Annotated in this window: 23 protein-coding genes; 3 read left to right on the forward strand and 20 right to left on the reverse strand. The window is 69.9% G+C overall.

Annotated features, from left to right (window positions below; translation table 11 throughout):
* Window positions 1–46: 46 nt before the first annotated feature.
* From tatC to C2865_RS40260, 5 genes are all read right to left on the reverse strand, one after another.
* On the reverse strand, window positions 47–907 hold the full coding sequence (gene tatC / locus C2865_RS29320; protein WP_232835854.1) for a twin-arginine translocase subunit TatC: 861 nt from the start codon (window positions 905–907) through the stop codon (window positions 47–49).
* Window positions 908–962: 55 nt separating this feature from the next.
* The gene (gene tatA, locus C2865_RS29325) at window positions 963–1,241 is read right to left on the reverse strand and encodes a Sec-independent protein translocase subunit TatA (RefSeq protein WP_106401817.1); all 279 of its coding nucleotides are present in this window, start codon (window positions 1,239–1,241) and stop codon (window positions 963–965) included.
* A gap of 142 nt (window positions 1,242–1,383) precedes the next feature.
* Window positions 1,384–1,578 (reverse strand): hypothetical protein, encoded by a 195-nt coding sequence (locus C2865_RS29330; RefSeq protein WP_106401818.1) that lies wholly within the window; start codon window positions 1,576–1,578, stop codon window positions 1,384–1,386.
* A 54-nt stretch (window positions 1,579–1,632) separates the two neighbouring features.
* The gene (locus C2865_RS40255) at window positions 1,633–2,589 is read right to left on the reverse strand and encodes a helix-turn-helix transcriptional regulator (RefSeq protein WP_232835855.1); all 957 of its coding nucleotides are present in this window, start codon (window positions 2,587–2,589) and stop codon (window positions 1,633–1,635) included.
* Window positions 2,586–3,527 (reverse strand): helix-turn-helix transcriptional regulator, encoded by a 942-nt coding sequence (locus tag C2865_RS40260; RefSeq protein WP_198653686.1) that lies wholly within the window; start codon window positions 3,525–3,527, stop codon window positions 2,586–2,588. Before C2865_RS40260 ends, C2865_RS40255 begins: the two co-directional genes overlap by 4 nt.
* A gap of 42 nt (window positions 3,528–3,569) precedes the next feature.
* On the opposite strand from C2865_RS40260, the gene C2865_RS29340 reads away from it, so the two are divergent.
* Entirely contained in the window at window positions 3,570–4,646 is a 1,077-nt protein-coding gene (locus tag C2865_RS29340) for a DUF3866 family protein (protein WP_106401819.1), read from the forward strand.
* Between the two features lie 32 nt (window positions 4,647–4,678).
* On the opposite strand, the gene C2865_RS41580 is transcribed toward C2865_RS29340, so the two are convergent.
* The 10 genes from C2865_RS41580 to C2865_RS29390 form a co-directional block, all read right to left on the reverse strand.
* Window positions 4,679–5,608, reverse strand: a complete 930-nt coding sequence (locus C2865_RS41580; RefSeq protein ID WP_157963946.1) for an FKBP-type peptidyl-prolyl cis-trans isomerase — start codon at window positions 5,606–5,608, stop codon at window positions 4,679–4,681.
* A 105-nt stretch (window positions 5,609–5,713) separates the two neighbouring features.
* The gene (gene pafA / locus C2865_RS29350; RefSeq protein ID WP_106401821.1) at window positions 5,714–7,072 is read right to left on the reverse strand and encodes a Pup--protein ligase; all 1,359 of its coding nucleotides are present in this window, start codon (window positions 7,070–7,072) and stop codon (window positions 5,714–5,716) included.
* 166 nt (window positions 7,073–7,238) lie between these two features.
* Complete coding sequence (gene prcA / locus C2865_RS29355; protein WP_106401878.1) at window positions 7,239–7,946, reverse strand: proteasome subunit alpha; 708 nt, start codon at window positions 7,944–7,946, stop codon at window positions 7,239–7,241.
* Between the two features lie 39 nt (window positions 7,947–7,985).
* Window positions 7,986–8,828, reverse strand: a complete 843-nt coding sequence (gene prcB, locus C2865_RS29360; RefSeq protein ID WP_106401822.1) for a proteasome subunit beta — start codon at window positions 8,826–8,828, stop codon at window positions 7,986–7,988.
* Window positions 8,829–8,869: 41 nt separating this feature from the next.
* Window positions 8,870–9,733, reverse strand: a complete 864-nt coding sequence (locus C2865_RS29365; RefSeq protein WP_157963947.1) for an endonuclease VII domain-containing protein — start codon at window positions 9,731–9,733, stop codon at window positions 8,870–8,872.
* Between the two features lie 116 nt (window positions 9,734–9,849).
* Complete coding sequence (locus tag C2865_RS29370) at window positions 9,850–10,059, reverse strand: ubiquitin-like protein Pup (protein ID WP_106401824.1); 210 nt, start codon at window positions 10,057–10,059, stop codon at window positions 9,850–9,852.
* A gap of 318 nt (window positions 10,060–10,377) precedes the next feature.
* Window positions 10,378–11,898 carry a depupylase/deamidase Dop gene (gene dop, locus C2865_RS29375; protein ID WP_106401825.1) on the reverse strand — a complete coding sequence of 507 codons (1,521 nt, stop codon included), beginning with the start codon at window positions 11,896–11,898 and terminating at the stop codon, window positions 10,378–10,380.
* Window positions 11,899–12,053: 155 nt separating this feature from the next.
* Window positions 12,054–13,814 carry a proteasome ATPase gene (gene arc / locus C2865_RS29380; RefSeq protein WP_106401826.1) on the reverse strand — a complete coding sequence of 587 codons (1,761 nt, stop codon included), beginning with the start codon at window positions 13,812–13,814 and terminating at the stop codon, window positions 12,054–12,056.
* A 203-nt stretch (window positions 13,815–14,017) separates the two neighbouring features.
* Complete coding sequence (locus C2865_RS29385) at window positions 14,018–14,983, reverse strand: tRNA (adenine-N1)-methyltransferase (protein WP_110554896.1); 966 nt, start codon at window positions 14,981–14,983, stop codon at window positions 14,018–14,020.
* Window positions 14,984–15,012: 29 nt separating this feature from the next.
* Entirely contained in the window at window positions 15,013–16,140 is a 1,128-nt protein-coding gene (locus tag C2865_RS29390) for a site-2 protease family protein (RefSeq protein ID WP_232835856.1), read from the reverse strand.
* 61 nt (window positions 16,141–16,201) lie between these two features.
* On the opposite strand from C2865_RS29390, the gene C2865_RS29395 reads away from it, so the two are divergent.
* Window positions 16,202–17,080 (forward strand): RecB family exonuclease, encoded by an 879-nt coding sequence (locus C2865_RS29395; protein ID WP_106401827.1) that lies wholly within the window; start codon window positions 16,202–16,204, stop codon window positions 17,078–17,080.
* Between the two features lie 51 nt (window positions 17,081–17,131).
* Complete coding sequence (locus C2865_RS29400) at window positions 17,132–17,722, forward strand: 3'-5' exonuclease family protein (RefSeq protein WP_106401828.1); 591 nt, start codon at window positions 17,132–17,134, stop codon at window positions 17,720–17,722.
* Window positions 17,723–17,773: 51 nt separating this feature from the next.
* Here the strand turns inward: C2865_RS29400 and C2865_RS29405 are convergent, their stop codons facing one another.
* The 5 genes from C2865_RS29405 to C2865_RS29425 all read right to left on the reverse strand — a co-directional run bounded on the left by C2865_RS29405 (window position 17,774) and on the right by C2865_RS29425 (window position 23,833).
* Window positions 17,774–18,346 carry an HdeD family acid-resistance protein gene (locus C2865_RS29405; protein ID WP_106401829.1) on the reverse strand — a complete coding sequence of 191 codons (573 nt, stop codon included), beginning with the start codon at window positions 18,344–18,346 and terminating at the stop codon, window positions 17,774–17,776.
* Between the two features lie 139 nt (window positions 18,347–18,485).
* Window positions 18,486–20,987 carry an ABC transporter permease gene (locus C2865_RS29410; protein ID WP_106401830.1) on the reverse strand — a complete coding sequence of 834 codons (2,502 nt, stop codon included), beginning with the start codon at window positions 20,985–20,987 and terminating at the stop codon, window positions 18,486–18,488.
* Window positions 20,987–21,766: an ABC transporter ATP-binding protein gene (locus C2865_RS29415; protein ID WP_106401831.1), complete on the reverse strand. Its 780-nt coding sequence runs from the start codon at window positions 21,764–21,766 to the stop codon at window positions 20,987–20,989. Before C2865_RS29415 ends, C2865_RS29410 begins: the two co-directional genes overlap by 1 nt.
* A gap of 175 nt (window positions 21,767–21,941) precedes the next feature.
* Window positions 21,942–22,628: a response regulator gene (locus C2865_RS29420; RefSeq protein WP_198653687.1), complete on the reverse strand. Its 687-nt coding sequence runs from the start codon at window positions 22,626–22,628 to the stop codon at window positions 21,942–21,944.
* Entirely contained in the window at window positions 22,625–23,833 is a 1,209-nt protein-coding gene (locus tag C2865_RS29425) for a sensor histidine kinase (protein WP_232835857.1), read from the reverse strand. The genes C2865_RS29420 and C2865_RS29425 overlap by 4 nt, the downstream gene beginning before the upstream one ends.
* Between the last annotated feature and the right edge of the window lie 207 nt (window positions 23,834–24,040).

The following is a 24,040-nucleotide window of genomic DNA, read 5'->3' on the forward strand; positions in this document are numbered from 1 at the left end:
CAGCCTATGGTTTCAGCAGGACCGATTCCCACCGAGTTTTCTGATCTTAACGGCGTTCCTCGAGGGGCGCGGGCTCCCCGATGTCGAACGGCTCGTCCTCGATCGCCGAGGCCTCGTCGTCCGACAGGCCCTCGTACAGCGACGGACGCGACGCCCGCCGCCTGTCCACCAGATAGGCCACGCCGTCGGAGACGGTGAACAGCACCACCACCGGCAGCGCCAGCGAGACCATCGTGAACGGGTCGGCGCTGGGCGTGGCGGCCGCCGCGAACACGAAGATGCCGAAGATGATCATCCGGCGCCACTTCTTGATCGTGGCGTGTGACAGGGCGCCGGCCAGGTTCAGGATCGTCACGATCAGCGGCAGCTCGAACGCCAGTCCGAACACCAGCAGCATGGTGACCAGGAACCTGAGGTACTCGTCGACGGTGATCAGCGCCGCGACGTCATCGGGCGTGAAGCCCAGGAACAGCGCCAGGCCCCGCTCGATCGTGAAGTACGCCAGGAACGAGCCCGCCAGGAACAGCGGCAGCGCCAGCGACAGGAACAGCACCGTCCAGCGCTTCTCCTTGCGGAGCATGCCGGGCGCCACGAACGCCCACAACTGGTACAGCCACACCGGCGAGGAGGCGATCGCGCCGACCATGAACGCGATCTTCAGGTTCAGGAAGAAGGACGAGAAGATCCCGTTGACCACCATCGAGCAGGCATCGCCCCGGAGGTCCTTGGACTGGGGAACCTCGCAGAACGGCTCCTTGAGGACGTCCCAGACCTCCTCCTTGACCATCCAGCCCAGCACCATGCCCGCCACCAGGCCCAGCAGCGCCTTGAGCAACCTGTTGCGCAGCTCACGCAGGTGGTCGAGAAGGGGCATGCGGCCCTCGGGATTTTCCGGACGCCTGCTCATCCTCATCCTCGCGTCGGTTCAGTTGGGACAGGGACCGCGGCCGGGCCCCGGCAGATCAGGAGGCGCTGTGCTTCTGGTCCTTGCTGACCGGCACGCCGTTCAGGGTGGTCCCGTCACCCTGCTGGCCGGCGGGCAGCTGCTGCGGGGCCGCCGCGGGCGCGGGCTGCTCCGGGCTCTCCGCCTTGTCCTCGTTCACCAGGCCCTTGGTCTCGGACTTGAAGATCCGCAGCGAACGGCCCAGGGACCGTGCCGCGTCCGGCATCTTCTTGGAACCGAACAGCACCAGGATCACAACAGCGATGAGCAGGAGCTCAGGCCAACCCAACGAACCCATGGAATCCTCATTTCAGCAGGTCTACTCGCACCGATGCTACGCCCACCCAAAGGTAATACAGCGTGGCCGACCGGTAAATCCTACGTTTTCTTCGCCAAGCGCCCTATACCGCGGCCGAAACGCACGCCCCGGACGCGAACCGTCACCGATTCCCCGCCCTGGACCGCAATCCGTCCACCCGGCGCCGCAACTCGCGCTGCCGCGGCTCCAGCCTCCGGCGGGTGCGCTCCAGCTCCCGACCGAGCCCCCTGGCACCCAGGAACACCCGGAAGGCCGCGTACGACAACGCGCCCAACCCCACGAAACCCAGCACCACCGACACCATCGCCCAAGCCACACCCGAACGGTAGCGCACCCCTGCGGCCCCCGGGATCAGACCCGCGACACCGCCTCAGGCGTACAGCGCCAGCGCCCGCTCGGCGTCCCGGCGGATCCCCTCGGCCAGCTCCACCGGAGCCACCACCCGGCCCTGCTCCCCCAGCCGCAGCGCCAGCGAACGCACCCACCGCGCGTCCGACGTCAGCAGCACCACCCGCAACCGGCCCTCACCCAGCTCCTCCACCCGCTCGCACGGGTAGTAGTCCGCCACCCAGCGGCCCGACGGAGTCAGCTCCAGCGTCGCCCGAACATCACTGGCCGACCCCTGGAACAGGCCGCCGTCCAGATCCCTGCGCTCGGCGCCCGCCGGAACCTCCGCCGGCAGCTCCAGCACCTCCGCCTCCAGGATCTGGTCCATCCGGAACAGGCGCACCGCCTCCGCCCGCCGGCACCAGCCCTCCAGGTACGTACGGCCGTCCACCACCAGCACCCGCATCGGATCGACGTCCCGCTCGGTGTTCTCGTCCCGGCCCGCCACGTAGTACACCAGCCGCAGCCGGCGCTCCTCGCGCAGCGCCCGCTGCACCACGCCCAGCGACCCCGTCCGCGGATCCACGTCCACCGACAGCTGCCGCGCCGCCGCGGCGGCCTCCCCCGCCGCCGCCTCCAGCTTGGCGACCAGCCGCGTCAACGCGTCGCGCTCGGCCGACCCCGGCAGCTCCGCCAGCATCCGCAACGCCACCAGCAGCGCCGCCGCCTCGTCCGCGCCCAGCCGCAGCGGCCTGCTGATCGACTCCGCCTCGCTGACCGTGATCTCCCCGCCCTCGTACGACAGGTCGATCGGGCAGTACGGATCCGGCGAACGCAGCTCCAGGCACCACAGCAGGTTCAGGTCGTCCTGAAGCTGGCGCTCGGAGACCCCGAACGCCTCCGCGGCCTCGGACATGCTCACCGTCTCCCGCGCCACCACGTACGGCACCAGCGCCAGCAACCGCGTCAACCTGTCCGCCGACGTCGACGACGACCTCACGACAACACCCCCTTCAACTGCCGGATCACTGCCTCCCGCAGATCCGGCGGGTCCACCACCAGCACATCATCGGCGAACCGCGCCAGACTCGCCGCCAGGAACTCCACGTCCCACACGTGCAGCTCGGCCTCGTCCCACGCCTCGTCCACCCCGGCGACCGACACCGCCCACCGCCGCACGCCCAGCGCCCTGCCCCGGCGCAGGCGCACCCGCGCCGACCGGCGCTCCGCGGGCCGCTCCTCGCGCTCGAACGCGATCTTCCGGATGTCGACGTCCTCGGGCACCCGCACCGCGCCCTCCGGCCCCTGCGCCACGACCTCGCCCAGCACACGGCTCAACCGGAACACCCGCGGCGCCCGGCGCACCCGGTCGTACCCCACCAGGTACCAGCGGCCGCGGCCCGAGGTCAGCCCCCACGGCTCCACCAGGCGGCGCTGCGGCTCGCTGCGGCCCATCGCCCGGTAGTCGAACGACACCACGCGGCCGTCCCGCACCGCCTCGTACAGGGCGGGGAACGCCGGCTCGTCCGTGCCCACCCGCGGCTCCAGCACCGAGGACCCCTCGGGATCCGTCTCGATCCCCGCCGCCCGCAGCTTGAACAGCGCACCCGAAGCCGCCTCGGCCAGGTTCGTCTGCTTCCACACCCGCGCCGCCAGGCCCAGCACCGCCGCCTCGTCCGACGTCAGGTGCAGCTCCGGCAGCTCGTAGGCCTGCGGCGGGATCCGGTACCCCGTCTCGTCCTCCTCGGCCCCGACCTCCAACGGAATGCCCAGCTCGCGGAGCTCCTCCTTGTCGCGTTCGAACATCCGTTTGAACGCCTCGTCGGACTCCGGATAACCGGGGACCGCCTGCCTGATCTGCGCCGCCGTCAGATACCGCCGGGTCGCCAGCAGGCACACCACCAGATGCAGCAGACGGTCGGTCTTTCGCCGTGACATTCCGCACCACCTCCCTCGCACCGAAACGCTACCGTCTACAACGTGATCCGATGGCGCAAAGGCAGAGTGGAAGAGATCCGGCGCACCTGGCCCGGAGCGGTCGAACTGCGGGTGACGATCGACGGGGAGGACGCCAGGGCCCTGGCCTACCCCGCCCTCGTCGGCCGCCCCGAGCCCGGCGACACCGTCCTGCTCAACACCACGGCCCTGGCGATGGGCCTGGGCACCGGCGGCTACGCCATGGTCGTGGCCGTCCCCGACCGGCTCCCGCCCGACCCCACAGGCCCCGGCCACCTCGTCAAGGCCCGCTACACCCCCCTGCAGGCCACCGTCCTGGGCGCCGACGAACAGGACTCCCCCCACCACGACCTGCTCGCCGAAGCCGACTCCCTGCACGGCATGCCCGTCCTCGTCGCCGACCTCCACTCGGCGCTGCCCGCCCTGCTGTCCGGCCTCCTGCTGGAACGGCCCGGCACCCGCGTCGTCTACGTCATGCCCGACGGCGGCGCGCTGCCGTCCTGGTTCTCCATGTCCATCGCCCAACTCAAGGAGGCCGGCGCCCTCGCCGCCTGCGTCACCACCGGACAGGCCTTCGGCGGCGACCTCGAGACCGTCACCGTCCACACCGGGCTGCTCGCCGCCCGCCTCATCCTGGACGCCGACGTCGCCGTCCTCGCCCAAGGCCCCGGCAACCTCGGCACCGGCACCCGCTGGGGCTTCTCCGGCGTCACCGCCGGAGAAGCCGTCAACGCCGCCGCCACGCTCTCCGGACGGCCCGTCGCCTCACTGCGCGTCAGCTCCGGCGACGCCCGGCAGCGCCACCAGGGCGTCTCCCACCACAGTCTCACCGCCTACGGGCGGGTCGCCCTCACCCGCGCCGACGTGCCCGTCCCCGAACTCCCCGGCGAGTTCGGCGCCCGGGTCGCCCGGCAGGCCGAGGCCCTCCGCGAACGCCACACCCTCGTCCCCGTGCCCGTCGACGGCCTCGAAGACGCCCTGCGCGCCGACGAGAAGGCGTGGGGCGTGCGGATGTCCACCATGGGCAGGCGGCTCGACGGCGACCTGGAGTACTTCCTCACCTGCGCCGCCGCCGGCCGCCACACCGCCTCACTGCTGTGAGACCGGGCCCGGGCGCCCCGCGCCCGGGCCGCTCAGTACACGCCCAGGACGTCGATCACGTACACCAGGGTGTCGTCGGCCTTGATCCCGTACTTCGGCAGGCCCTTCACCTTCAGGTCCGCGTCCCCGTACGCCTTGTCCGGCGGAGCCACCACCATCAGCCGGCTGCCCGCCGTCCTGCCCACCAGCGCCTCGTCCCAGCCCTTGATCACCAGGCCCTGGCCGATCACCGAGGCGTACACCCTGCCGTCCGACCACGACGAGGAGAACACCTTGCCGTCCCGCCACAACGCGCCCACGTACTGGATCGCCACCAGGCGGCCCGGCCGGATCTCCGCGCCCGGACCGCGCTTGACGGTCTCCACCACCAGCTCCTCGGGGGCCGGGCCGTCCGGCACCGCCACCCCCGGCACCGCACCCGCCGTCACCTTCGGCAGACCCGCCTTCTCCAGGCCCTGATCCGACTCCACCGTCGCGCTCTTGGCATGCGCGGCGACCACGTCCAGCACGTAGACCAGCGAGTCCTCACCGCCGATCTGCAGCCGCGGGGCGCCCTTGTCCCCGTAGCCGTCCTCCGGCGGGATCACCGCGACCACCCGCGACCCGACCTTCGCCCCCACCAGCGCCTTCTTCAGGCCCTTCACCAGATTCCACGTCGGAAACGACGAAGGCACCCCGCCCTGATAGCTGCTGCCGATCAGCGTCGAAGTGCCGCCCTTCTTCCAGACGTAACCCGCGTAGTCCGCGACGACCAGATCACCGTCGCCGACCTCCCGGCCCGAACCCTCGATCCGGGTCTCCACCTGGAACACCTCCGGCGGCGCCTCGCCCTTGGGGAACTCCACCTCGGGCCGCTGCCCGAACTCCCCCTCCACCGCCACACCCGGCTCGTCCCCCCCGCAGGCGGTCAACGACACGGCCAACAACACGGAGACGGCCAGCGACCCGGCAAAACGACGCATCAATGGATACCTCGGAGATCACAAAGGAAGGACGGGCTGTAACCCTACCGGTCCGTAACTCTTTGAACGAGGGTTACAACCCGGTAAAAACAGCCCGTCCCGCCCCTACATCCCCGCGATCAACTTGTCGACGCGCTCATCCACCGAACGGAACGGGTCCTTGCACAACACCGTCCGCTGCGCCTGGTCGTTCAACTTCAGATGCACCCAGTCCACCGTGAAATCACGGCGCTTCTCCTGGGCCTTCTTGATGAACTCCCCGCGCAGGCGCGCCCGCGTCGTCTGCGGCGGCACCGACTTCGCCTCGAAGATCGCCAGATCCTTCGTGACCCGCTCCACCGCGCCCCGCTTCTCCAGCAGGTAGTACAGCCCGCGGCCCCGATGCACATCGTGGTACGCCAGATCCAGCTGCGCCACCCGCGGACTCGACAACGGCAGATCGTACTTCCGCCGGTACCGCTCGATCAGCTGGTACTTCGTCACCCAGTCGATCTCCCGCGAGACCAGATCCAGATCCCCCGTCTCCACCGCCGTCAACGTCCGGTCCCACAGCTCCAGCACCCGCTGGACCGTCGGATCCGGACCACGCCGGTCCATGAAGTCCTTCGCCTTGGAGAAGTACTCCCGCTGGATCTCCAGCGACGAGGCCTCCCGCCCGTTCGCCAGCCGCACCTTCCGCCGGCCCGTCATGTCATGCGACACCTCGCGGATCGCCCGGATCGGGTTCTCCAACGTCAGATCCCGCATCACCACCCCGGCCTCGATCATGCGCAACACCAGATCGGTGGCCCCGACCTTCAGCAACATCGTCGTCTCCGACATGTTGCTGTCGCCCACGATCACATGCAGCCGGCGGAACCGCTCCGCATCCGCATGCGGCTCGTCCCGCGTATTGATGATCGGACGAGAACGCGTCGTCGCACTCGACACGCCCTCCCAGATGTGCTCCGCCCGCTGCGACACGCAGTACACCGCACCCCGCGGCGTCTGCAGCACCTTGCCCGCACCGCAGATGATCTGCCGCGTCACCAGATACGGAATCAGCACATCCGCCAGCCGGCCGAATTCCCCGTGCCTGCCCACGAGATAGTTCTCATGGCAGCCATAGGAGTTGCCCGCCGAATCCGTGTTGTTCTTGAACAGATAGATGTCCCCGGCGATGCCCTCCTCCCGCAGACGCCGCTCGGCGTCCACCAGAAGACCCTCCAGGATCCGCTCACCCGCCTTGTCGTGCGTGACCAGATCGACCACGCTGTCGCACTCAGGCGTCGCATACTCAGGATGACTGCCGACGTCCAGATAGAGCCGCGCCCCGTTCCGCAGGAACACGTTGCTACTCCGGCCCCATGACACCACCCGGCGGAACAGATAACGCGCCACCTCATCAGGTGACAACCGCCGCTGCCCGCGGAAGGTGCAGGTGACCCCGTACTCGTTCTCGAGCCCGAAAATGCGCCTGTCCACACCTCGACCCTATGCGCCCCCAGCCCTAAATGGCAGCCTCCCGCACCCACCATTCTCATGACCGCCCCCCGCTTCCCCCAAAAATCCCCCCGAAAACCACCAGAAAAAACACAGCGGGACCGCCCCGACGGAAAACCCCGCCAGGACGGCCCCACCCGCGAAACCCTCAGCCCTCCGCGGCGGCGTCCCCCCGCGAAGAAGCCAGCAACTCATCGATCCGCGACGCCGGCAACCGCCGGAACAGACGGCGATCCCGGTTGCGATCCAGCACCGCCACCTCCAGCTTCTCCGCCTCCAGCACCCGCTCCGCGTCCTGCTGCTGCAACGCGTACACCGCGACCTGCATCGCCTCCGACAGGGACTCCCCGTCCCGGTAACGCTCCTTCAGCGCCGTCGCCACCGCGTCCGCGGCACCGCCCATCGCCACGAAACCATGCTCGTCCGCCACCGAACCGTCGAACGTCAACCGGTAGATCTGGTCGCCGTCCGCGTCCTCGCCCACCTCCGCCACGACCAGCTCCACCTCGTACGGCTTCGTCTGCTCCGTGAAGATCGCACCCAGGCTCTGCGCGTACGCGTTCGCCAACCCCCGCGCCGTCACATCCGAACGGTCGTACATGTACCCGTTCACATCCGCGTACCGCACACCCGCGAGACGCAACTGCTCGAACTCGTTGTACTTGCCCACCGCCGCGAACGCGATCCGGTCGTAGATCTCCGAGATCTTGTGCAACGCCCGCGACGGGTTGTCCGCCACGAACAGGATCCCGTCGTCGTACTGCAGGACCACCACCGAACGGCCCCGCGCGATCCCCTTCCGCGCGTAGTCCGCGCGGTCCTTCATCTGCTGCTCTGGCGCGACGTAGAACGGCATCGTCATCTTCTCGACCTCCTTGGGGGAATACCGGAACCGTTAACGCAGCGGGGCGTTCGGACCGCCCGGCGCACCATGCCGGGCCTCCACCACCGCCCGCGCCAACTCACCCACATCACCGTCCGGCACCCGCCGGTACCCCTCATCGGTGATCTCCGCCAGCACCGGGAAGATCCCCCGCGTCAGATCCGGCCCGCCCGTCGCCGAGTCGTCGTCCGCCGCGTCGTACAGCGCCTGCACGCACACCAGCGCCGCGTCCTCACGCGACAGATCCGGCCGCCACAACTTCTTCAACGCGCCCCGCGCGAACACCGAACCCGACCCGATCGAGTGGAAGTCGTGCTCCTCGTACCGGCCGCCCGCGGCGTCGTACGAGAAGATCCGCCCCGCGCCCCGCTCCAGGTCGTAACCCGCGAACAACGGCACCACCACCAGGCCCTGCATCGCCATCCCCAGGTTCCCCCGGATCAGCGTCGCCAGCCGGTTCGCCTTCCCCTCCAGGGACAGCAGCCGGCCCTCCATCTTCTCGTAGTGCTCCAGCTCCACCTGGAACAGCCGCGTCATCTCCAGGCCGATGCCCGCGGTCCCCGCGATCGCCACCGCCGAGTACTCGTCCGCCGGGAACACCTTCTCGATGTCCCGCTGCGCGATCACGTTCCCCGCCGTCGCACGGCGGTCGCCCGCCATGATCACACCGCCCGGGAACGTCACCGCCACGATCGTCGTCGCGTGCGGGATGTCCAACCGCTCCGCACCCCCCTGCACCGTCCGGTTCCCCGGAAGCATCTCGGGCCGGTAGGCCCCCAGAAAGTCAGCGAAAGACGACGACCCCGAGTTCATGAAGACCCCCGGAAGACCACCGCTCATCGGCACGGACGCCATGCGACTCCTTCCCCAGCACGCCGGTAGAACCTGCCTCGACCCTACTGACATTTGACCTCTGTGCGCATGCCGCGAGATCTTCCCCCAGTCCGCTCACGGCGAACCACCCGTAACCGCAGGAGCCCTTCCGCAACCGGAATGTGACCCAACTTGTGCCACAGCAGGTACGACCGCGCCCGCTCCAGCCGCCTCCAGCAGTCGCCCGCCTTCCCGAGCAACGTGTTGCAGTTGAAGCAGAGCAGCTCCCGCACCTCGCCCGTCTCATGGTCGTGGTCGACGTGCTCGGCGGGCCCCTCGCAGCAGATCGCGCACAGCCCGTCCTGGAACTCGAACATCTTCCGCACGTCCTCGGGCGTCAGCCCGTAGGAGCGCTTCAGGTGGTCGCGAGCGCCCCGCTCCTTCCGGCACGCCTTGCACGCCGACGCCAGGCCATCCTTCGTCTGTCGGTTCTTGTCCCATCTCTCATGCGGCACCGCCTGCTCGCACGAGGGGCACCACTTGAAGCCCTCGGGCACCTCGACACGTTCGCGGATCTTCCGGCCCTCCCGTTCGGCCCTCTCCCGGTAGGTGCGGTTCGACCGGACCCGCGTACAGGGTTTGCAGTAGAAGCCATGCCCGTCGGGATATCCCTTGTTTCGCCCGAATTCCTCGGACGCCTTAACCTCTCCACAGTCCGGGCACTTCTTTCCGTTTGCGATGACTTCTTCTGGCGAGATCGGCTTCCGAATCTCCTTCCCCAACGCGGCCAGTCGCTTCTCACGACGAGCACGCGCCGCCGCACTGGTGCACGGCCTGCACCGGCGCGAGAGATTGTCCCGCTGACTCAGATCGACGCTGAAATCCAAAAGCGGTTTGTCCAGTTCGCACCCTGGGCAGCGCTTTGTGCGCAGTTCCTGTTCGTTCATGCCCGGAAGAGTAAACCAAAGCACAAGGCCCGCACAGGGATTCGAAAGATTTCCCCGTGCGAGCCTTGGAAGATAAGGGAGCGGCAATAACATCCGAATCAATTCGGACTTTTGCCTCACTGGCCCCCTTTTTGGACATAACTCCGAATGAAGTCCTCGGCATTCTCCTCGAGGACCTCATCAATCTCATCGAGAATTGCGTCGACATCGTCCGAGAGCTTCTCGTGGCGCTCCTGAACTTCGGAAGAGGCATCGGTGGTGGTCTCTTCGACCTCTTCGGTCTGGCGGGTGGTCTGCTTCTGTCCGCCGGTGTCCTTGGTGGCCATTGGGGCTCCTCCCGTACGTGCCGCGTTACGCCGTCGCGTTACGCCGACCCTACCCGCGGCCTTCACGCGGTAGTAGGCACGTGCTTCCGCCCTTAGCGGAGTGGCCCGGAGGGTCCTTACGGTTATCGCCTTCCGCTGCGATTCCGAAACGGGCAAAGTGACCAGGAGTTCGGCGGGGCCTCAGCGTCCCCGTGGGGGCCTGGGCGCGCGGACGGCGGGAACGGGTGTTCGACGCCGCGTGCGGGGCTCTGGGACGGCTCAGGGCCCCGTACGGGTGGTACGGGGCCCTGAGGGGCGGTGCGGGGTGCGGAGGGCGGCTCAGCCGTCCTCTCCGGCGAGGACGGCGAGGAGCTCGGCCGCGGTGCGGCAGCGGTCCAGGAGGGCTCCCACGTGGGCCCTGGTGCCGCGCAGGGGCTCGAGGGTGGGGACGCGCTGGAGGGAGTCGCGGCCGGGGACGTCGAAGATGACGGAGTCCCAGCTGGCGGCGGCGACGTTGTCGGCGTACTGGGCGAGGCAGCGGCCGCGGAAGTAGGCGCGGGTGTCCGCGGGCGGGTTCTCGATGGCGTCGGTGATCTGGTCCTCGGTGAGGATGCGCTCCATGCGGTCGCGGGCGACGAGGCGGTTGTAGAGGCCTCGGTCGGGGCGGATGTCGGAGTACTGGAGGTCGACGAGGTGGAGGCGGGCGTGGGACCAGTCGAGGCCGTCGCGGCTGCGGTAGCCCTCGAGGAGTTCGAGTTTGGCGACCCAGTCGAGTTCGCGGGAGAGCTGCATGGGGTCGTCGCCGAGGCGGGTGAGGACGGATTCCCAGCGGTCGAGGACGTCCTTGGTCATGTCGTCGGTGTCGGCGCCGTATTTGTCCTCGACGTATTTGCGGGCTTGTTCGAGGTATTCCATCTGCAGTTGGACGGCGGTCATCTTGCGGCCGTCCCGGAGGGTGATCTGGTGTTTGCAGGTGGGGTCGTGGGAGATGGCGCGCAGGGTGGCGACGGGGGCTTCGATGGAGCGGTCGGCGGTGAGGAATCCGTCTTCGATCATGGCGAGGACGAGGGCGGTGGTGCCGGTTTTGAGGTAGGTGGAGATCTCGCTCATGTTGGCGTCTCCGATGATGACGTGGAGGCGCCGGTATTTCTCGGGGTCGGCGTGGGGTTCGTCGCGGGTGTTGATGATGGGGCGTTTGAGGGTGGTCTCGAGGCCCACTTCGACTTCGAAGAAGTCGGCGCGCTGGCTGATCTGGAAGCCGTGGCCGCGGCCGTCGGCGCCGATGCCGACGCGGCCGGCGCCGGTGACGACCTGGCGGGTGACGAAGAAGGGGGTGAGGTGTTTGACGATGTCGGAGAAGGGGGTGCTGCGCTGCATGAGGTAGTTCTCATGGCAGCCGTAGGAGGCGCCTTTTCCGTCGGTGTTGTTCTTGTAGAGCTGGATGGGGTGGGTGCCGGGGACGTGGGCGGCTCTGCGGGCGGCGTCGGCCATGACGCGTTCGCCCGCTTTGTCCCAGAGCACGCAGTCCCGGGGGTTGGTGACCTCGGGTGTGGAGTACTCGGGGTGGGCGTGGTCGACGTACAGGCGCGCACCGTTGGTGAGGATGACGTTGGCGAGGCCGAGGTCCTCGTCGGTGAGCTGGGTGGGGTCGGCCACTTCTCTGGCGAGGTCGAACCCGCGCGCGTCGCGCAGGGGGTTCTCCTCCTCGAAGTCCCAGCGGGCCTTCCTGGCCCGCGCCGCCGATGCCGCGAGGTACGCGTTGACGACCTGGCTGGAGGTCACCATCGCGTTGGCACCGGGCTGCCCCGGTACGGAGATGCCGTACTCGGTCTCTGTTCCCATGACCCGCCGAACGCTCATGCTTCGAGCCTAGTGGGCGAGGGCGCCGGGTCGGTGATCGGCGCCAAGATCTTGGCCGGTTCAGGTTGCGGGTGTGTGAACGCGGTGAACGGCGGGCACCGTGGGGTGCCCGCCGTTCACCGTGTGCATGGAGTTGTTGGTGGAGTCTTGCCGGTTTAGAGGTACTGGCCGGTGTTGGCGACGGTGTCGATGGAGCGGCCCGCCTCGGCGCCCTTGGTGCCGGAGACGAGGGTGCGGATGTAGACGATCCGCTCGCCCTTCTTGCCGGAGATCCGTGCCCAGTCGTCCGGGTTGGTGGTGTTGGGCAGGTCCTCGTTCTCGGAGAACTCGTCGACGCAGGCGTCGAGGAGGTGCTGGACGCGCAGGCCCTTCTGGCCGGTGTCGAGGAACTGCTTGATGGCCATCTTCTTGGCCCGGTCGACGATGTTCTGGATCATGGCGCCGGAGTTGAAGTCCTTGAAGTACAGGACTTCCTTGTCGCCGTTGGCGTAGGTCACCTCGAGGAAGCGGTTCTCCTCGGTCTCGGTGTACATGCGCTCGACGGTCCGCTGGATCATGGCGTCGACGGTCTGCGTGGGGTCGGCGCCGTGCTCCTTGAGGTCGTCGGGGTGCAGCGGCAGGTCGGTGACGAGGTACTTGGAGAAGATGTCCTTGGCGGCCTCGGCGTCGGGCCGCTCGATCTTGATCTTGACGTCGAGGCGGCCGGGCCGCAGGATCGCCGGGTCGATCATGTCCTCGCGGTTGGAGGCTCCGATGACGATGACGTTCTCGAGGCCTTCGACGCCGTCGATCTCCGACAGCAGCTGGGGCACGATGGTGTTCTCGACGTCGGAGGAGACTCCGGAGCCGCGGGTGCGGAAGATGGAGTCCATCTCGTCGAAGAAGACGATGACCGGGGTGCCGGCCGACGCCTTCTCGCGGGCGCGTTGGAAGACCAGGCGGATGTGCCGTTCGGTCTCGCCGACGTACTTGTTGAGGAGCTCGGGTCCCTTGATGTTGAGGAAGAAGGACTTGCCCTCCTGCCCGGTCTTCTCGGCGACCTGCTTGGCGAGGCTGTTGGCGACGGCCTTGGCGATGAGCGTCTTGCCGCAGCCGGGCGGGCCGTAGAGCAGGACGCCCTTGGGCGGCCGGAGCCGGTGCTCGCGGAAGAGCTCGGCGTGCAGGTAGGGCAGTTCGACGGCGTCGCGGATCAGTTCGATCTGCGAGCTCAGGCCGCCGATCTCCTCGTAGGAGATGTCGGGGACCTCTTCCAGGACGAGTTCTTCGACCTCGGCCTTGTGGATCTTCTCGTAGACGTATCCGGAGCGGGTGTCGAGCATGAGCGAGTCGCCTGCGCGCAGTGTCATGCCGCGCAGCGGTTCGGCCAGCCGGACCACGCGTTCTTCGTCGGCGTGGGCGACGACCAGGGCGCGTTCGCCGTCGGCGAACACCTCCTTGAGCGCCACCACTTCGCCCTGTCGCTCGAATTCGAGGGCCTCGACCACGTTGAGGGCCTCGTTGAGCATGACCTCCTGTCCGACCTGGAGATCGTCGATCTCCACGGCCGGGCTGACGTTCACCCGGAGCTTGCGGCCCCCGGTGAAGATGTCGACGGTGCCATCCTCGCGGGCGTTGAGGAAGATGCCGTAGCCGGACGGCGGTTGCGCCAGCCGGTCGACCTCCTCCTTGAGCGCGATGATCTGCTCTCGCGCCTCCCTGAGTGTGGACACCAGTCGCTCGTTCTGGCCGGTCACCGCGGCCAGATTCGCCTGTGCCTCGTGCAGGCGCTCCTCGAGCACCCGCGTCTGGCGGGGGGATTCCGCGAGCTTCCGACGCAGGACGGAGATCTCTTCCTCCAGGAAAGAGAGCTGCGTCTGGAGGTCACGAACCTCCTTGTCATGCGCCTTTCGCCCCGCGGCGTCATCACGAGCGGCCACGCCCCGTCACCTCCTCACGAAGAGCCGACGACCTACTCTGACCCTACCTATCTGGCGGGGTTCCGTAACCTGACTATTGCGTTTCCGTACCGCTGTCGATCCGTTACCGGTTGTTGTCTTCGCAGGTCAGAGTAGGTTCAGGCGTCAAAAGAAACACCACCGAAACAGAAAAATCACGGCGTGTCGCGGGGAGGACCGGCCGGTTACGCCGGAGGCGAACCAAATCCGGATTCTTCGCCCGAAGTGTCCGCGGAACCATTGTCATTACCCCGGGTGAGTTCCGCTGAACCGCTTTCCGGGTAGGCGCCCTTGGCGGGGCGGCGGCGGCGCAGCGGCGGGGTGACGCCGTCGGCGAGGCGGCGGGCGGTCACCAGGAAGCCGGTGTGGCCGACCATGCGGTGGTCGGGGCGCACCGCGAGCCCCTCCACGTGCCAGGAGCGCACCAGCGTCTCGAAGGCGTAGGGCTCGGCGAAGCAGCCGTGCTCGCGCAGCCCCTCCACGACCCGCGACATCTGGGTGGTGGTGGCGATGTAGGCGCACACCAGGCCGCCGGGCACCAGGGCCTTGGCGACGGCGTCCAGGCACTCCCAGGGCGCCAGCATGTCGAGGACGACGCGGTCGACGTCGGTCTCGGTGATGGAGTCCTCGAGGGAGCCGACGGTGAGCTTCCAGGAGGGGTGGGGGCCGCCGAAGAACTTCTCGACGTTCTTGCGCGCCACCTCGGCGAAGTCCTCGCGGCGCTCGTAGGAGGACAGGGTGCCGTGCTCGCCGACGGCGCGCAGCAGGAAGCAGGACAGGGCGCCGGAGCCCGCTCCGGCCTCCACGACGCGGGCGCCGGGGAAGATGTCGGCCATGGCGACGATCTGGCCGGCGTCCTTGGGGTAGACGACGGCGGCGCCGCGCGGCATGCGGACGGCGAAGTCCTGCAGCAGGGGCCGGAAGACGAGGTACTCGATGTTGCCGGTGGAGCGCACGACGATGCCCTCGGGCCTGCCGATGATCTCGTCGTGGGAGATCCAGCCCTTGTGTCCGTGCCACTGCTTGCCGGTCTGCAGGGTCAGGGTGTTGATCCTGCCCTTGGGGTCGGTCAGTTGCACCTGGTCGCCGTCCCTGAGGATGCCGTGCGGGGTCCGGGGGGCGGGCGGGGCAGGTGGGGTGCTGGCGGTCATCGCTCCAGCCTAGCGGCGCGGCGGGCCGGTCAGGTCTGGGCGAGGACCCGCTCGAGGTCGCGGGTGGACAGCACGCCGTAGATCTCTCCGCCGGGTTCGACCAGGAGGTGTTCGGCGGCGCCGGAGTCGCGGACGGCGTCGATGAGCTCGGTGCCGGAGAGGTCGGCGGGCAGGGTGGTGACGGCCGACAGGGCGCGGGAGACCTCGCCGGCGCTGACCCAGGGGCGGCGGTGCTCGGGTACGGCGTGGACGGCCCGTTCGCTGACCAGGGCGGTGGGGCGGCCGTCGTGGTCGACGACGACCATGGCGCCGGCCCGGGCGGCGGCGGCGTCCGCCAGTGCCTGGGACAGGGGGGTGGCGGCGGTGACGGCGACGGCTCTGCGGCCGAGGCGGCGGGCGCGCAGGAGGGGGATGCGGTCGCGGACGCGTTCGGCGCGGATGGACTGGGTGGCGGCGATCCACATGAAGGAGGACAGGAAGGCGGTCCAGACGACGGCGATCCAGTCGGTTCCGCCGGTGCCTCGGGTGGCCAGGAGGAGTCCTCCGGCGAGGACGAGCAGGGCCAGGACGCGGCCTGCGTGGGCGGCCGCGAGGGTGCCGGTGCGGTCCCTGCCGGTGATCTTCCAGACGGCGGCGCGGACGAGGAAGCCGCCGTCCAGGGGGAGGCCGGGCAGGAGGTTGAAGACGCCGACGGTGAGGTTGGTCAGGGTCAGGGCGCGCAGCAGGAGTTCGGGGACGGGCGGCAGGTCGGTGAAGGTGAGGGCGCCCATGCCCGCGGCGGCCAGGACGAGGGAGAGGAGGGGTCCGGCGGCGGCGATGAGGAAGGAGGCGCCGGGGCGGGTGGCCTCGCGTTCGAGCTGGGTGACGCCGCCGAGGAGGTGCAGGACGATGGAGTGGACGGGCAGGCCGAAGGCCTTGGCGGTGATGGCGTGTCCGAGTTCGTGGACGAGGACGGACACGTAGAGGAAGATCGCGAAGGAGAGGGCGATGAGGGTGGCGGCGGGCTGGGCGGCGACGGACCGGGCGGCGGGCAGGAAGGCGAGGGTGATGAGGAGGGCGATGAGGAACCAGCTGCGGGAGATGTAGACCGGCACTCCAGCCACGGCGCCCAGGCTCAGGCCGGGCGGTTTCTCTTCGGTGGGGCGGTCTTCGTGCACGTCGTCGATGCTAGTCGTGTGCGGCGCGTTTCCGTCCGACCGGTCCCCTAGTCTCTGGGGCATGACCTCCACCGGTGCCGGGCCCGCCGTGATCGGTTCGTTGTCCCCCTCGCGGGCCGGGGATTTCATGACTTGCCCTTTGTTGTACAGATTCCGGGTGATCGACCGTATTCCGGAGCGGCCGAGCGCGGCCGCGGTACGGGGGACGCTGGTGCACGCGGTGCTGGAGCGGTTGTTCGACCTGCCGGCCGCGGAGCGGACTCCGGAGGCGGCGCGGGGGCTGCTCGAGCCGCAGTGGGAGCGGCTGGCGGCCGAGGAGCCGCAGCTGTCGGTCCTGTTCGAGGAGGGGGCCGAGGAGTCCCTGGAGGAGTGGCTGGACCGGGCGCGGGGCATGGTGGACCGGTACTTCGCCCTGGAGGACCCGCGGCGGCTGGAGCCGGCCGAGCGCGAGCTGTTCGTGGAGACCGTGCTGCCGTCGGGGTTGAAGCTGCGCGGTTACGTGGACCGGGTGGACGTGGCGCCCACGGGTGAGCTGCGGATCGTGGACTACAAGACGGGTTCGGCGCCGCGGGCGGACTTCGAGGCCAGGGCGCTGTTCCAGATGAAGTTCTACGCGCTGGTGCTGTGGCGGGTGCGGGGGCGGGTGCCGAACCTGCTGCAGCTGATGTACCTGGGCAACAGCGAGGTGCTGCGCTACGTCCCGGACGAGGCGGATCTGCGGGCGACCGAGCGCAAGGTCGAGGCGTTGTGGCAGGCGATCCGGCGGGCGACCGAGACCGGTGACTGGCGGCCGCGGCCGGGCCGGTTGTGCGACTGGTGCGACCACAAGGAGCGCTGCCCGGAGTTCGGCGGGACGCCGCCGCCGCTGCCGGAGGGCCGGCCGGACGCCGGGGAGCCGCGGGTCGTGCCGGCGGCGAGGGACGTGTCGGCGGACCTGTAGGGGCGGGGAAATCCCGGTGCGGGCGGGGGCCGGGGCGGCTACCGTGCCCGCATGGGGTCACGTGATCTTTATTTCTCCTGTGACGTGGAGGCGGACGGGCCGGTGCCGGGCCCGTACTCGATGCTGAGTTTCGGGCTGTCGGTCGCGGGGAGCTTCGACGGGTCGGTGTTCACCCCGCATGACCCGCTGGCTCATACGTTCTACGCGGAGCTGAAGCCGGTCGGCGAGTCGTTCGTGCCGGAGGCGCTGGCGGTCGGCGGGCTGGACCGGGACGCGCTGGTGGCGGGGGGCGCGGAGCCGGCGCGGGCGATGACGGAGGCGGCGCGGTGGGTGCGGGAGCGGGCGGCGCGGGAGCGTGCCTTCCCGGTGTTCGCCGCCTACCCGCTGGGCTTCGACTGGATGTGGATGTACTGGTATTTCGTGTGTTTCGCCGAGGGCGGGTCGCCGTTCGGGCATTCGCGTGCGCTGGACATGAAGACGCTGTACGCGGCTCGGGCGGGGGTGCGGGTGCGGGACGCGGTGAAGGGCAAGATGCCGCGGAGGCTGCTGCCGGCGCGTCCGCACACCCATCACGCGCTGGACGACGCGGTGGAGCAGGCCGAGCTGCTGCAGAACCTGATGATGTGGGACGGGCGGCCCTGAGACGCCCGTGAGCCCTCCGCGCGGGGCGGAGGGCCCGGGATGGGGGCTTCTTCAGTGGACCTGGGCGCCCGGCCGGGCCGCGCCGGTGCCGTGGCGCAGGGAGCGCAGCCGGAACGCGGCGGCGATGAGCGCGACGCCGAAGGCGATGGAGAAGACTCCGATGAGCCAGACGAGGGCGAGGCCGCCGGCTCCGGGCCAGACCAAAAGGGCGAGGCCGAAGAGCACCGAGAGCGCGCCGCTGAGGACGTGCCACCACTCCCCTTCGATCTGGCGGCGCATCCAGATGGCGGCGACGATCTCGGTGACGCCGGTGGCGATGGCCCAGGCGCCGATGAGGACGATGAGCGCGAAGGCGGTGGCACCGGGCCAGAACAGGGCCAGGAGGCCCACGACGACGCCGCAGGCGCCGGTCAGGGCGAGCCAGCTGCGGGACTGGCCGCGGACGCCGCCTTTGAAGGCGTGGTAGAGGGCGACGGCGCCGTCGACGAGGGCGTAGGCGCCGAACAGCAGGGCCAGGGCCAGGACGGTGATGCCGGGCCAGATCCAGGCGAGCAGGCCGAACAGGACGGCCAGGCCGCCGCGCAGTGCCAGCACCCACCAGTTACGGGCCATTTCCTCGAGCATCGCCGTCTCCCGCCTCCGGTGCGTTCCTGTGTCGGAGCGTGCCTCGCGACCGGCCAAGCCAACCCGCCACAACAGCCAATTTCCTCCCAAAAGGGGAAGACCCCCGGCGGTGGTGCCGGGGGTCTCGTTCAGCGGGGGCTCACTGGGTGGCGATGGCCTTCAGGACGTCCATGCGCCCCGCCCGCCAGGCCGGCCACAGGGAGGCCAGGATGCCGACCAGGACGGAGAAGAGCACGCAGCCGATCAGGAAGCCCGTCGGGATGGCCAGCACGCTGATCTCCTCGCTGGCGCTGTGCTGGATCGCGGCGCCGAACCCGACGCCCAGGCCGATGCCCAGCAGCCCGCCGAACAGGGCGATGGCCACGGACTCCAGCCGCACCATGCGGCGCAGCTGGCGGCGGCTGAGGCCGACGGCCCGCAGCAGGCCCAGTTCCCTGGTGCGCTCGATCACCGACAGGACGATGGTGTTGATCACGCCGAACACCGCGATGATCACCGAGAGGGCGAGCATCAGGGTGAAGAAGATCATGATCATGTCGAGCTGGGACTGCACCTGCTCCTTCAGGTCGGTCTTGTCCTGCACGACGACGCCCGGGTACGGGTCGACCGCGGCGTCCACCGCCGCGCGCAGCTTCGCGTCGGTCCGCTCGGTCTCCAGGATCAGCAGGGTCGGCAGGGCCCGTGTCGTGTGCGCCTTCCACGCCTCCGGGGAGAGCAGCCGCGAGCCGATCATGTCGTTGTCGCTGTAGACGCCCCCGACGCGCAGGGTCTCGCTCTCGCCGTCGGGGAAGACCGCCTTGACGGTGTCTCCGGCCTTGAGGGAGTTCTTCTCCGCCTCCTCCTCCCCGAGGAGGATCCTGTCGGGCCCCGTCGCGGTGTCGCCGCTCAGCAGCCGGGCGTTGGCGGCCTTCAGCAGCGCGCCGAAGTCCCCGGAGACGTACCAGGTGTTCTCGCCGTTCAGCTGGAATTCGCCGTCACCGGTCTCGACGACGTCCACGACCCCGGGGACCTCGCGGAGCGACTTCACCAGGTCGGGGCCCATCCCCTGGAAGGTGGTGGACGAGACGGCGTAGTCGACGCCGAACTGCTCGTCGACCATCTCGTCCATGGTCGCCTTGATGGAGGCGGTGAGCACGTTGACGGTGGTCACCAGCGACAGGCCGATCATCAGCGCGACCGCGGTGACGCCGGTCCGGCGCGGGTTGCGCCGCGGGTTCTCGCGCGCCATCCGGCCGGCGACGCCGAAGACCTTCGGGTACCAGCTGGCCAGGAGCTTGACCACCGGGCTGCCGATCACGGCGGCGAGCGTCGCGGCGGCCAGCCAGATCAGCAGCACACCGACGCCCAGCAGGGACAGCGTCTCCTCGGTGCTGCCGCTGCCGGACAGGCCCAGGCCCGTGAACACCGCGCCGGCCAGCGCGATGAGGGTGCCGACGACGGCGCGGATGCGCAGGCTCCGCTGCGGCAGGGCGACGTCGTCGCGCATGGCCGCGACCGGCGGGATCTTGGCGGCGCGGCGGGCCGGGAAGTAGGCGGCCAGGCAGGTGACGAGGACGCCGACCGCGTAGGAGGCGATCACCGGGGTGGCGGTGAAGACCAGCGAGCCCGACATCTCCATGCCCTGGCCCTCGAACACCGCCTTGAGCAGGGCCGCCAGGCCCGCGCCCAGGGCCAGGCCGAAGGTCGCGCCGACGACGCCGACGGCCACGGCCTCGCCCAGGACCGCGCGGGTGATCTGGCGGCGGGACGCGCCGACGGCGCGCAGCAGCGCCAGTTCCCTGGTGCGCTGGGCGACCAGCATCGAGAACGTGTTGAAGATGTTGAACGAGCCGACGATGATCGACACGAGTGCGGCGGCCAGCAGGAAGTTGCGCAGGAAGCCCAGCATCGCGTCGATGTCGCTGCGCTCCTCCTCGCGCAGCTGCTCGCCGGTGATGGCCTCGAGCCCGCCGGGCAGGGTCGCGGCGACCCGCTCGGTCAGCTCCTTCTCGGTGCCGCCGGGGGCGACCTCCAGGGTGACGGTGCTGAACTCGCCGGGCTTCAGGAGCAGCTTCTGCGCGGCGGCGGTCTCCCAGAACACCAGGGTCGCGCCGCCGTTCTCGCCCTCGGTCAGGCCGGAGACCGTCACGTCCTTGACGCCGCCGGCGACGGCGACCTTGACGCGGTCGCCGATCCCGACCTCGGCCTTCTCGGCGGTGCTCTGGTCGAGCACGACCTCGCCCGGGCCCGCGGGCGCCCGCCCGGCGGTGAGGTCCTCGCCGCCGGTCCAGTTCAGGCCGAGCTGCGGGGGGCCGCCTCCGCCGATGGGGTCGCCGTCCTTGTCGACGACCGCGGTGTGCCCCTGGACACTGCCGTGGACCTCGGCGATCCCGGGGATCTTCCGCAGGGCGGGCAGCAGGGTCTGCGGGACGGTGACCTCGCTGGTCGCCGTCTCCTCGCCGTTGTCGCCCGCGGGCTTCTCCCCGCGCACGACCACCGCCTGGCGGCCGTCGCCTTCGAAGATCTCGTCGAAGGCCTTGTTGATGGTGTCGGTGAAGATGAGGGTGCCGGCCACGAAGGCCACGCCCAGGATGACCGACAGGGCGGTCAGCACGAGGCGGAGTTTGTGCGCCGCGAGGTTGCGGAGCGTCACCTTGAGCATCACGGTGCCACGACCTTCGGGAGGTCGAAGCCCTTCATGCGCTCGAGGACCTTCTCGGCGCTCGGGTCGGCCATGGTGTCGACGATCTTGCCGTCCTGCAGGAACAGCACCTCGTCGGAGTAGGCGGCGGCCGCCGGGTCGTGGGTGACCATGACGATGGTCTGGCCCATCTCGCGCACCGAGGAGCGCAGGAACGCCAGCACCTCGGCGCCGGCGCGGGAGTCGAGGTTGCCGGTCGGCTCGTCCGCGAAGATGATCTCGGGCCTGGAGGCGAGGGCGCGGGCGCACGCCACGCGCTGCTGCTGGCCGCCCGACAGCTCCGACGGGCGGTGCTTGAGGCGGGGCCGCAGCCCGACGGTGTCGATGACGGTGTCCAGCCAGGCCTGGTCGGGCTTGCGGCCGGCGATGTCCAGCGGGAGGGTGATGTTCTCCAGCGCGGTCAGCGTCGAGACCAGGTTGAACGCCTGGAAGATGAAGCCGATGCGGTCGCGGCGCAGCCGGGTCAGCCGCTTGTCGTCCAGGCGGGTCAGTTCGACGTCGCCGACGAACACCTCGCCGGAGGTGACGGAGTCCAGGCCGGCCATGCAGTGCATGAGGGTGGACTTGCCCGAGCCCGAGGGGCCCATGATGGCGGTGAAGCGGCCCTTGGGGATGCCCACGGTCACGTCGTCGAGCGCCTTCACTTCGGCGTCACCGGTCCCGTAGGACTTGGTGACCCGCGCGACGCGGGCGGCGAGCTCACCGCGGGGCGGGGCGGGGGAAGGGACGGTGTGCGACACGGAGTTGCTCCCTCGGGGGGTCGGTGATCGGTGGTGCGAAGAACTGATCACCAGCCTAGGAACCCCGGGGCCGCCGCGGATCGGCCTGGGGAAGGGACTTGGTGCTCCCCCGCCCGCAGGACCTCCGGCCCCGTCCTCATCCCCCGGGAGTAGGGGTTCCCCGGGGGTTCTCCCCCTATTGGGCCCCCGGCCGGATGACTCCGGTCTCGTAGGCGTACACGACGGCCTGGACGCGGTCGCGCAGTCCCAGCTTGGCCAGGACGTTGCCGACGTGGGTCTTGATGGTGGTCTCCGACACCACGAGCTCGCGGGCGATCTCGGCGTTCGACAGGCCGCGCGCCACGTGGCCGAGGACTTCGCGCTCCCGGTCGGTCAGGTGGTCCAGGCCGGGCGGGGGGCCCTCCTCGCGCAACGCCGGCAGGCGGGAGGCGAACCGGTCCAGCAGGCGGCGGGTGACGCTCGGCGCGACGATCGCGTCGCCGTCGGCGACGATGCGGATGGCGCTGATGAGGTCCTCGGGCGGGGCGTCCTTGAGCAGGAAGCCGCTGGCGCCGGCGCGGACCGCCTCGATGACGTACTCGTCCAGGTCGAAGGTGGTCAGGATGAGGACGCGAGGGTCGTGTGCCGCGGCGCGGTCCCGCACGATGCGGCGGGTGGCCTCGATGCCGTCGACGCCGGGCATCCGGATGTCCATGAGCACCACGTCGGGCAGCAGGCCGCGGGTGGCCTCGACTGCGGCGGCGCCGTCGCCCGCCTCGCCGACGATGGTCAGGTCGGGCTCGCTCTCCAGGATCAACCGGAACCCGGTTCTCAGCAGCGGCTGGTCGTCGACCAGCAGGATCCGTACCGCCGCCGTGCTCACGTGACCTCCAGGGGGAATCGGGCGCGGACCTCGAACCCGCCGCCGGCGCGTGGGCCTATCCGCAACTCGCCACCATAGAGGGCGACGCGTTCGCGCATGCCGACCAGGCCGTGCCCGGGGCCGGGATCGTTGCAGGCCGCCTCGCTGGATCCGTGCCCGTCGTCGGCGACCTCCAGGGTCAGGGCGCGGTCGGAGTACTTCAGGCGGACCCAGGCGCGGGCGTGCGGGCCGGCGTGCTTGAGGCTGTTGGTGAGGGCCTCCTGGACCAGCCGGTAGACGGCCAGGTCGACGCCGGTGGACAGGTCGCGCGGTTCCCCGTCGACCTCCAGCTGCACGGCCAGGCCGGTCTCGCGCAGCTGCTCGACCAGTCCGGTGAGGTCCTGGGTGCCGGGCTGGGGGGTGAGTTCGGCGGCGGGCGCGGCCGGGTCCCGTTCGGTGCGCAGCACCCCGACGATCCGCCGCATCTCGGCCAGGGCGGTGCGGCCGACCTGCTCGATGGTCTCGATGGACTCGCGGGCGGCGTCGGGGTTGCGTTCCATGATGCGGCGGGCGGCGCTGGCCTGGACGGTCATCACGCTCACGTGGTGGGCGACGACGTCGTGCAGTTCCCGCGCGATGCGCGAGCGCTCCTCGACGCGCGCGGTGCGGGCGTCGGAGAAGCGGGCCTTCTCCAGGCGTGCCGCCCTGTCCTCCAGTTCGGCCAGGTAGGAGCGGCGCAGCCGCAGGCTGCGGCCCAGCCACCACACCCCCGCGACCAGCCCCAGGTTGGTGACCAGCGTGTAGAAGCCGTCGCCGGACTCCTGCCCGCTCACCACGACCATGACGATCAGCACCAGCAGCGCCACCAGGCCGCCCAGCATGCTGCGGGCCAGCGGCAGGTGCGCGGCCACCGTGTAGACGGCGATGAGGAAGGCGAACATCTCGCCGGACACCCGGTGGTCCTGGATGAGCAGGAAGACCTCCCCGCACAGCACCACGAACATGACGGTCATCGGGAACCGCTGGCGCACCGCCAGCACGCCGATCATCACCGTGGTGGCGGTGTAGGCGAGCGCGTCGTGCGGGACGAAGGTGTGGCCCGGGAAGGTGACGTCCTGCGCGAGGTCGACGAGCGTGAAGACGAGCAGCAGCGCGGCCAGGAGGCTGTCGGGGACCATCGGGTGTCCGCCCAGCCAGGCCCTCAGGTCACGGATACGGGAACTCACACCCTCAAGGTAGGGTCTCCGGGGCTGTGGGGCCCCCTCCGGGATGGGGATCTACGCCCCCTCCTTGCGGAGGAGAGGCGGGATGTCCTGGGTGTTCTCGGGGAAGTGGCAGGCCGCGAGCCGGCCGGTTGCCTTCTCCTCCAGCGGCGGGACGGCCGTCCTGCACAGGTCCTGCGCCTTCCAGCAGCGGGGGTGGAAGGGGCACCC

This window comes from Actinocorallia populi, from assembly GCF_002995495.1.
Classification (GTDB): domain Bacteria; phylum Actinomycetota; class Actinomycetes; order Streptosporangiales; family Streptosporangiaceae; genus Actinocorallia; species Actinocorallia populi.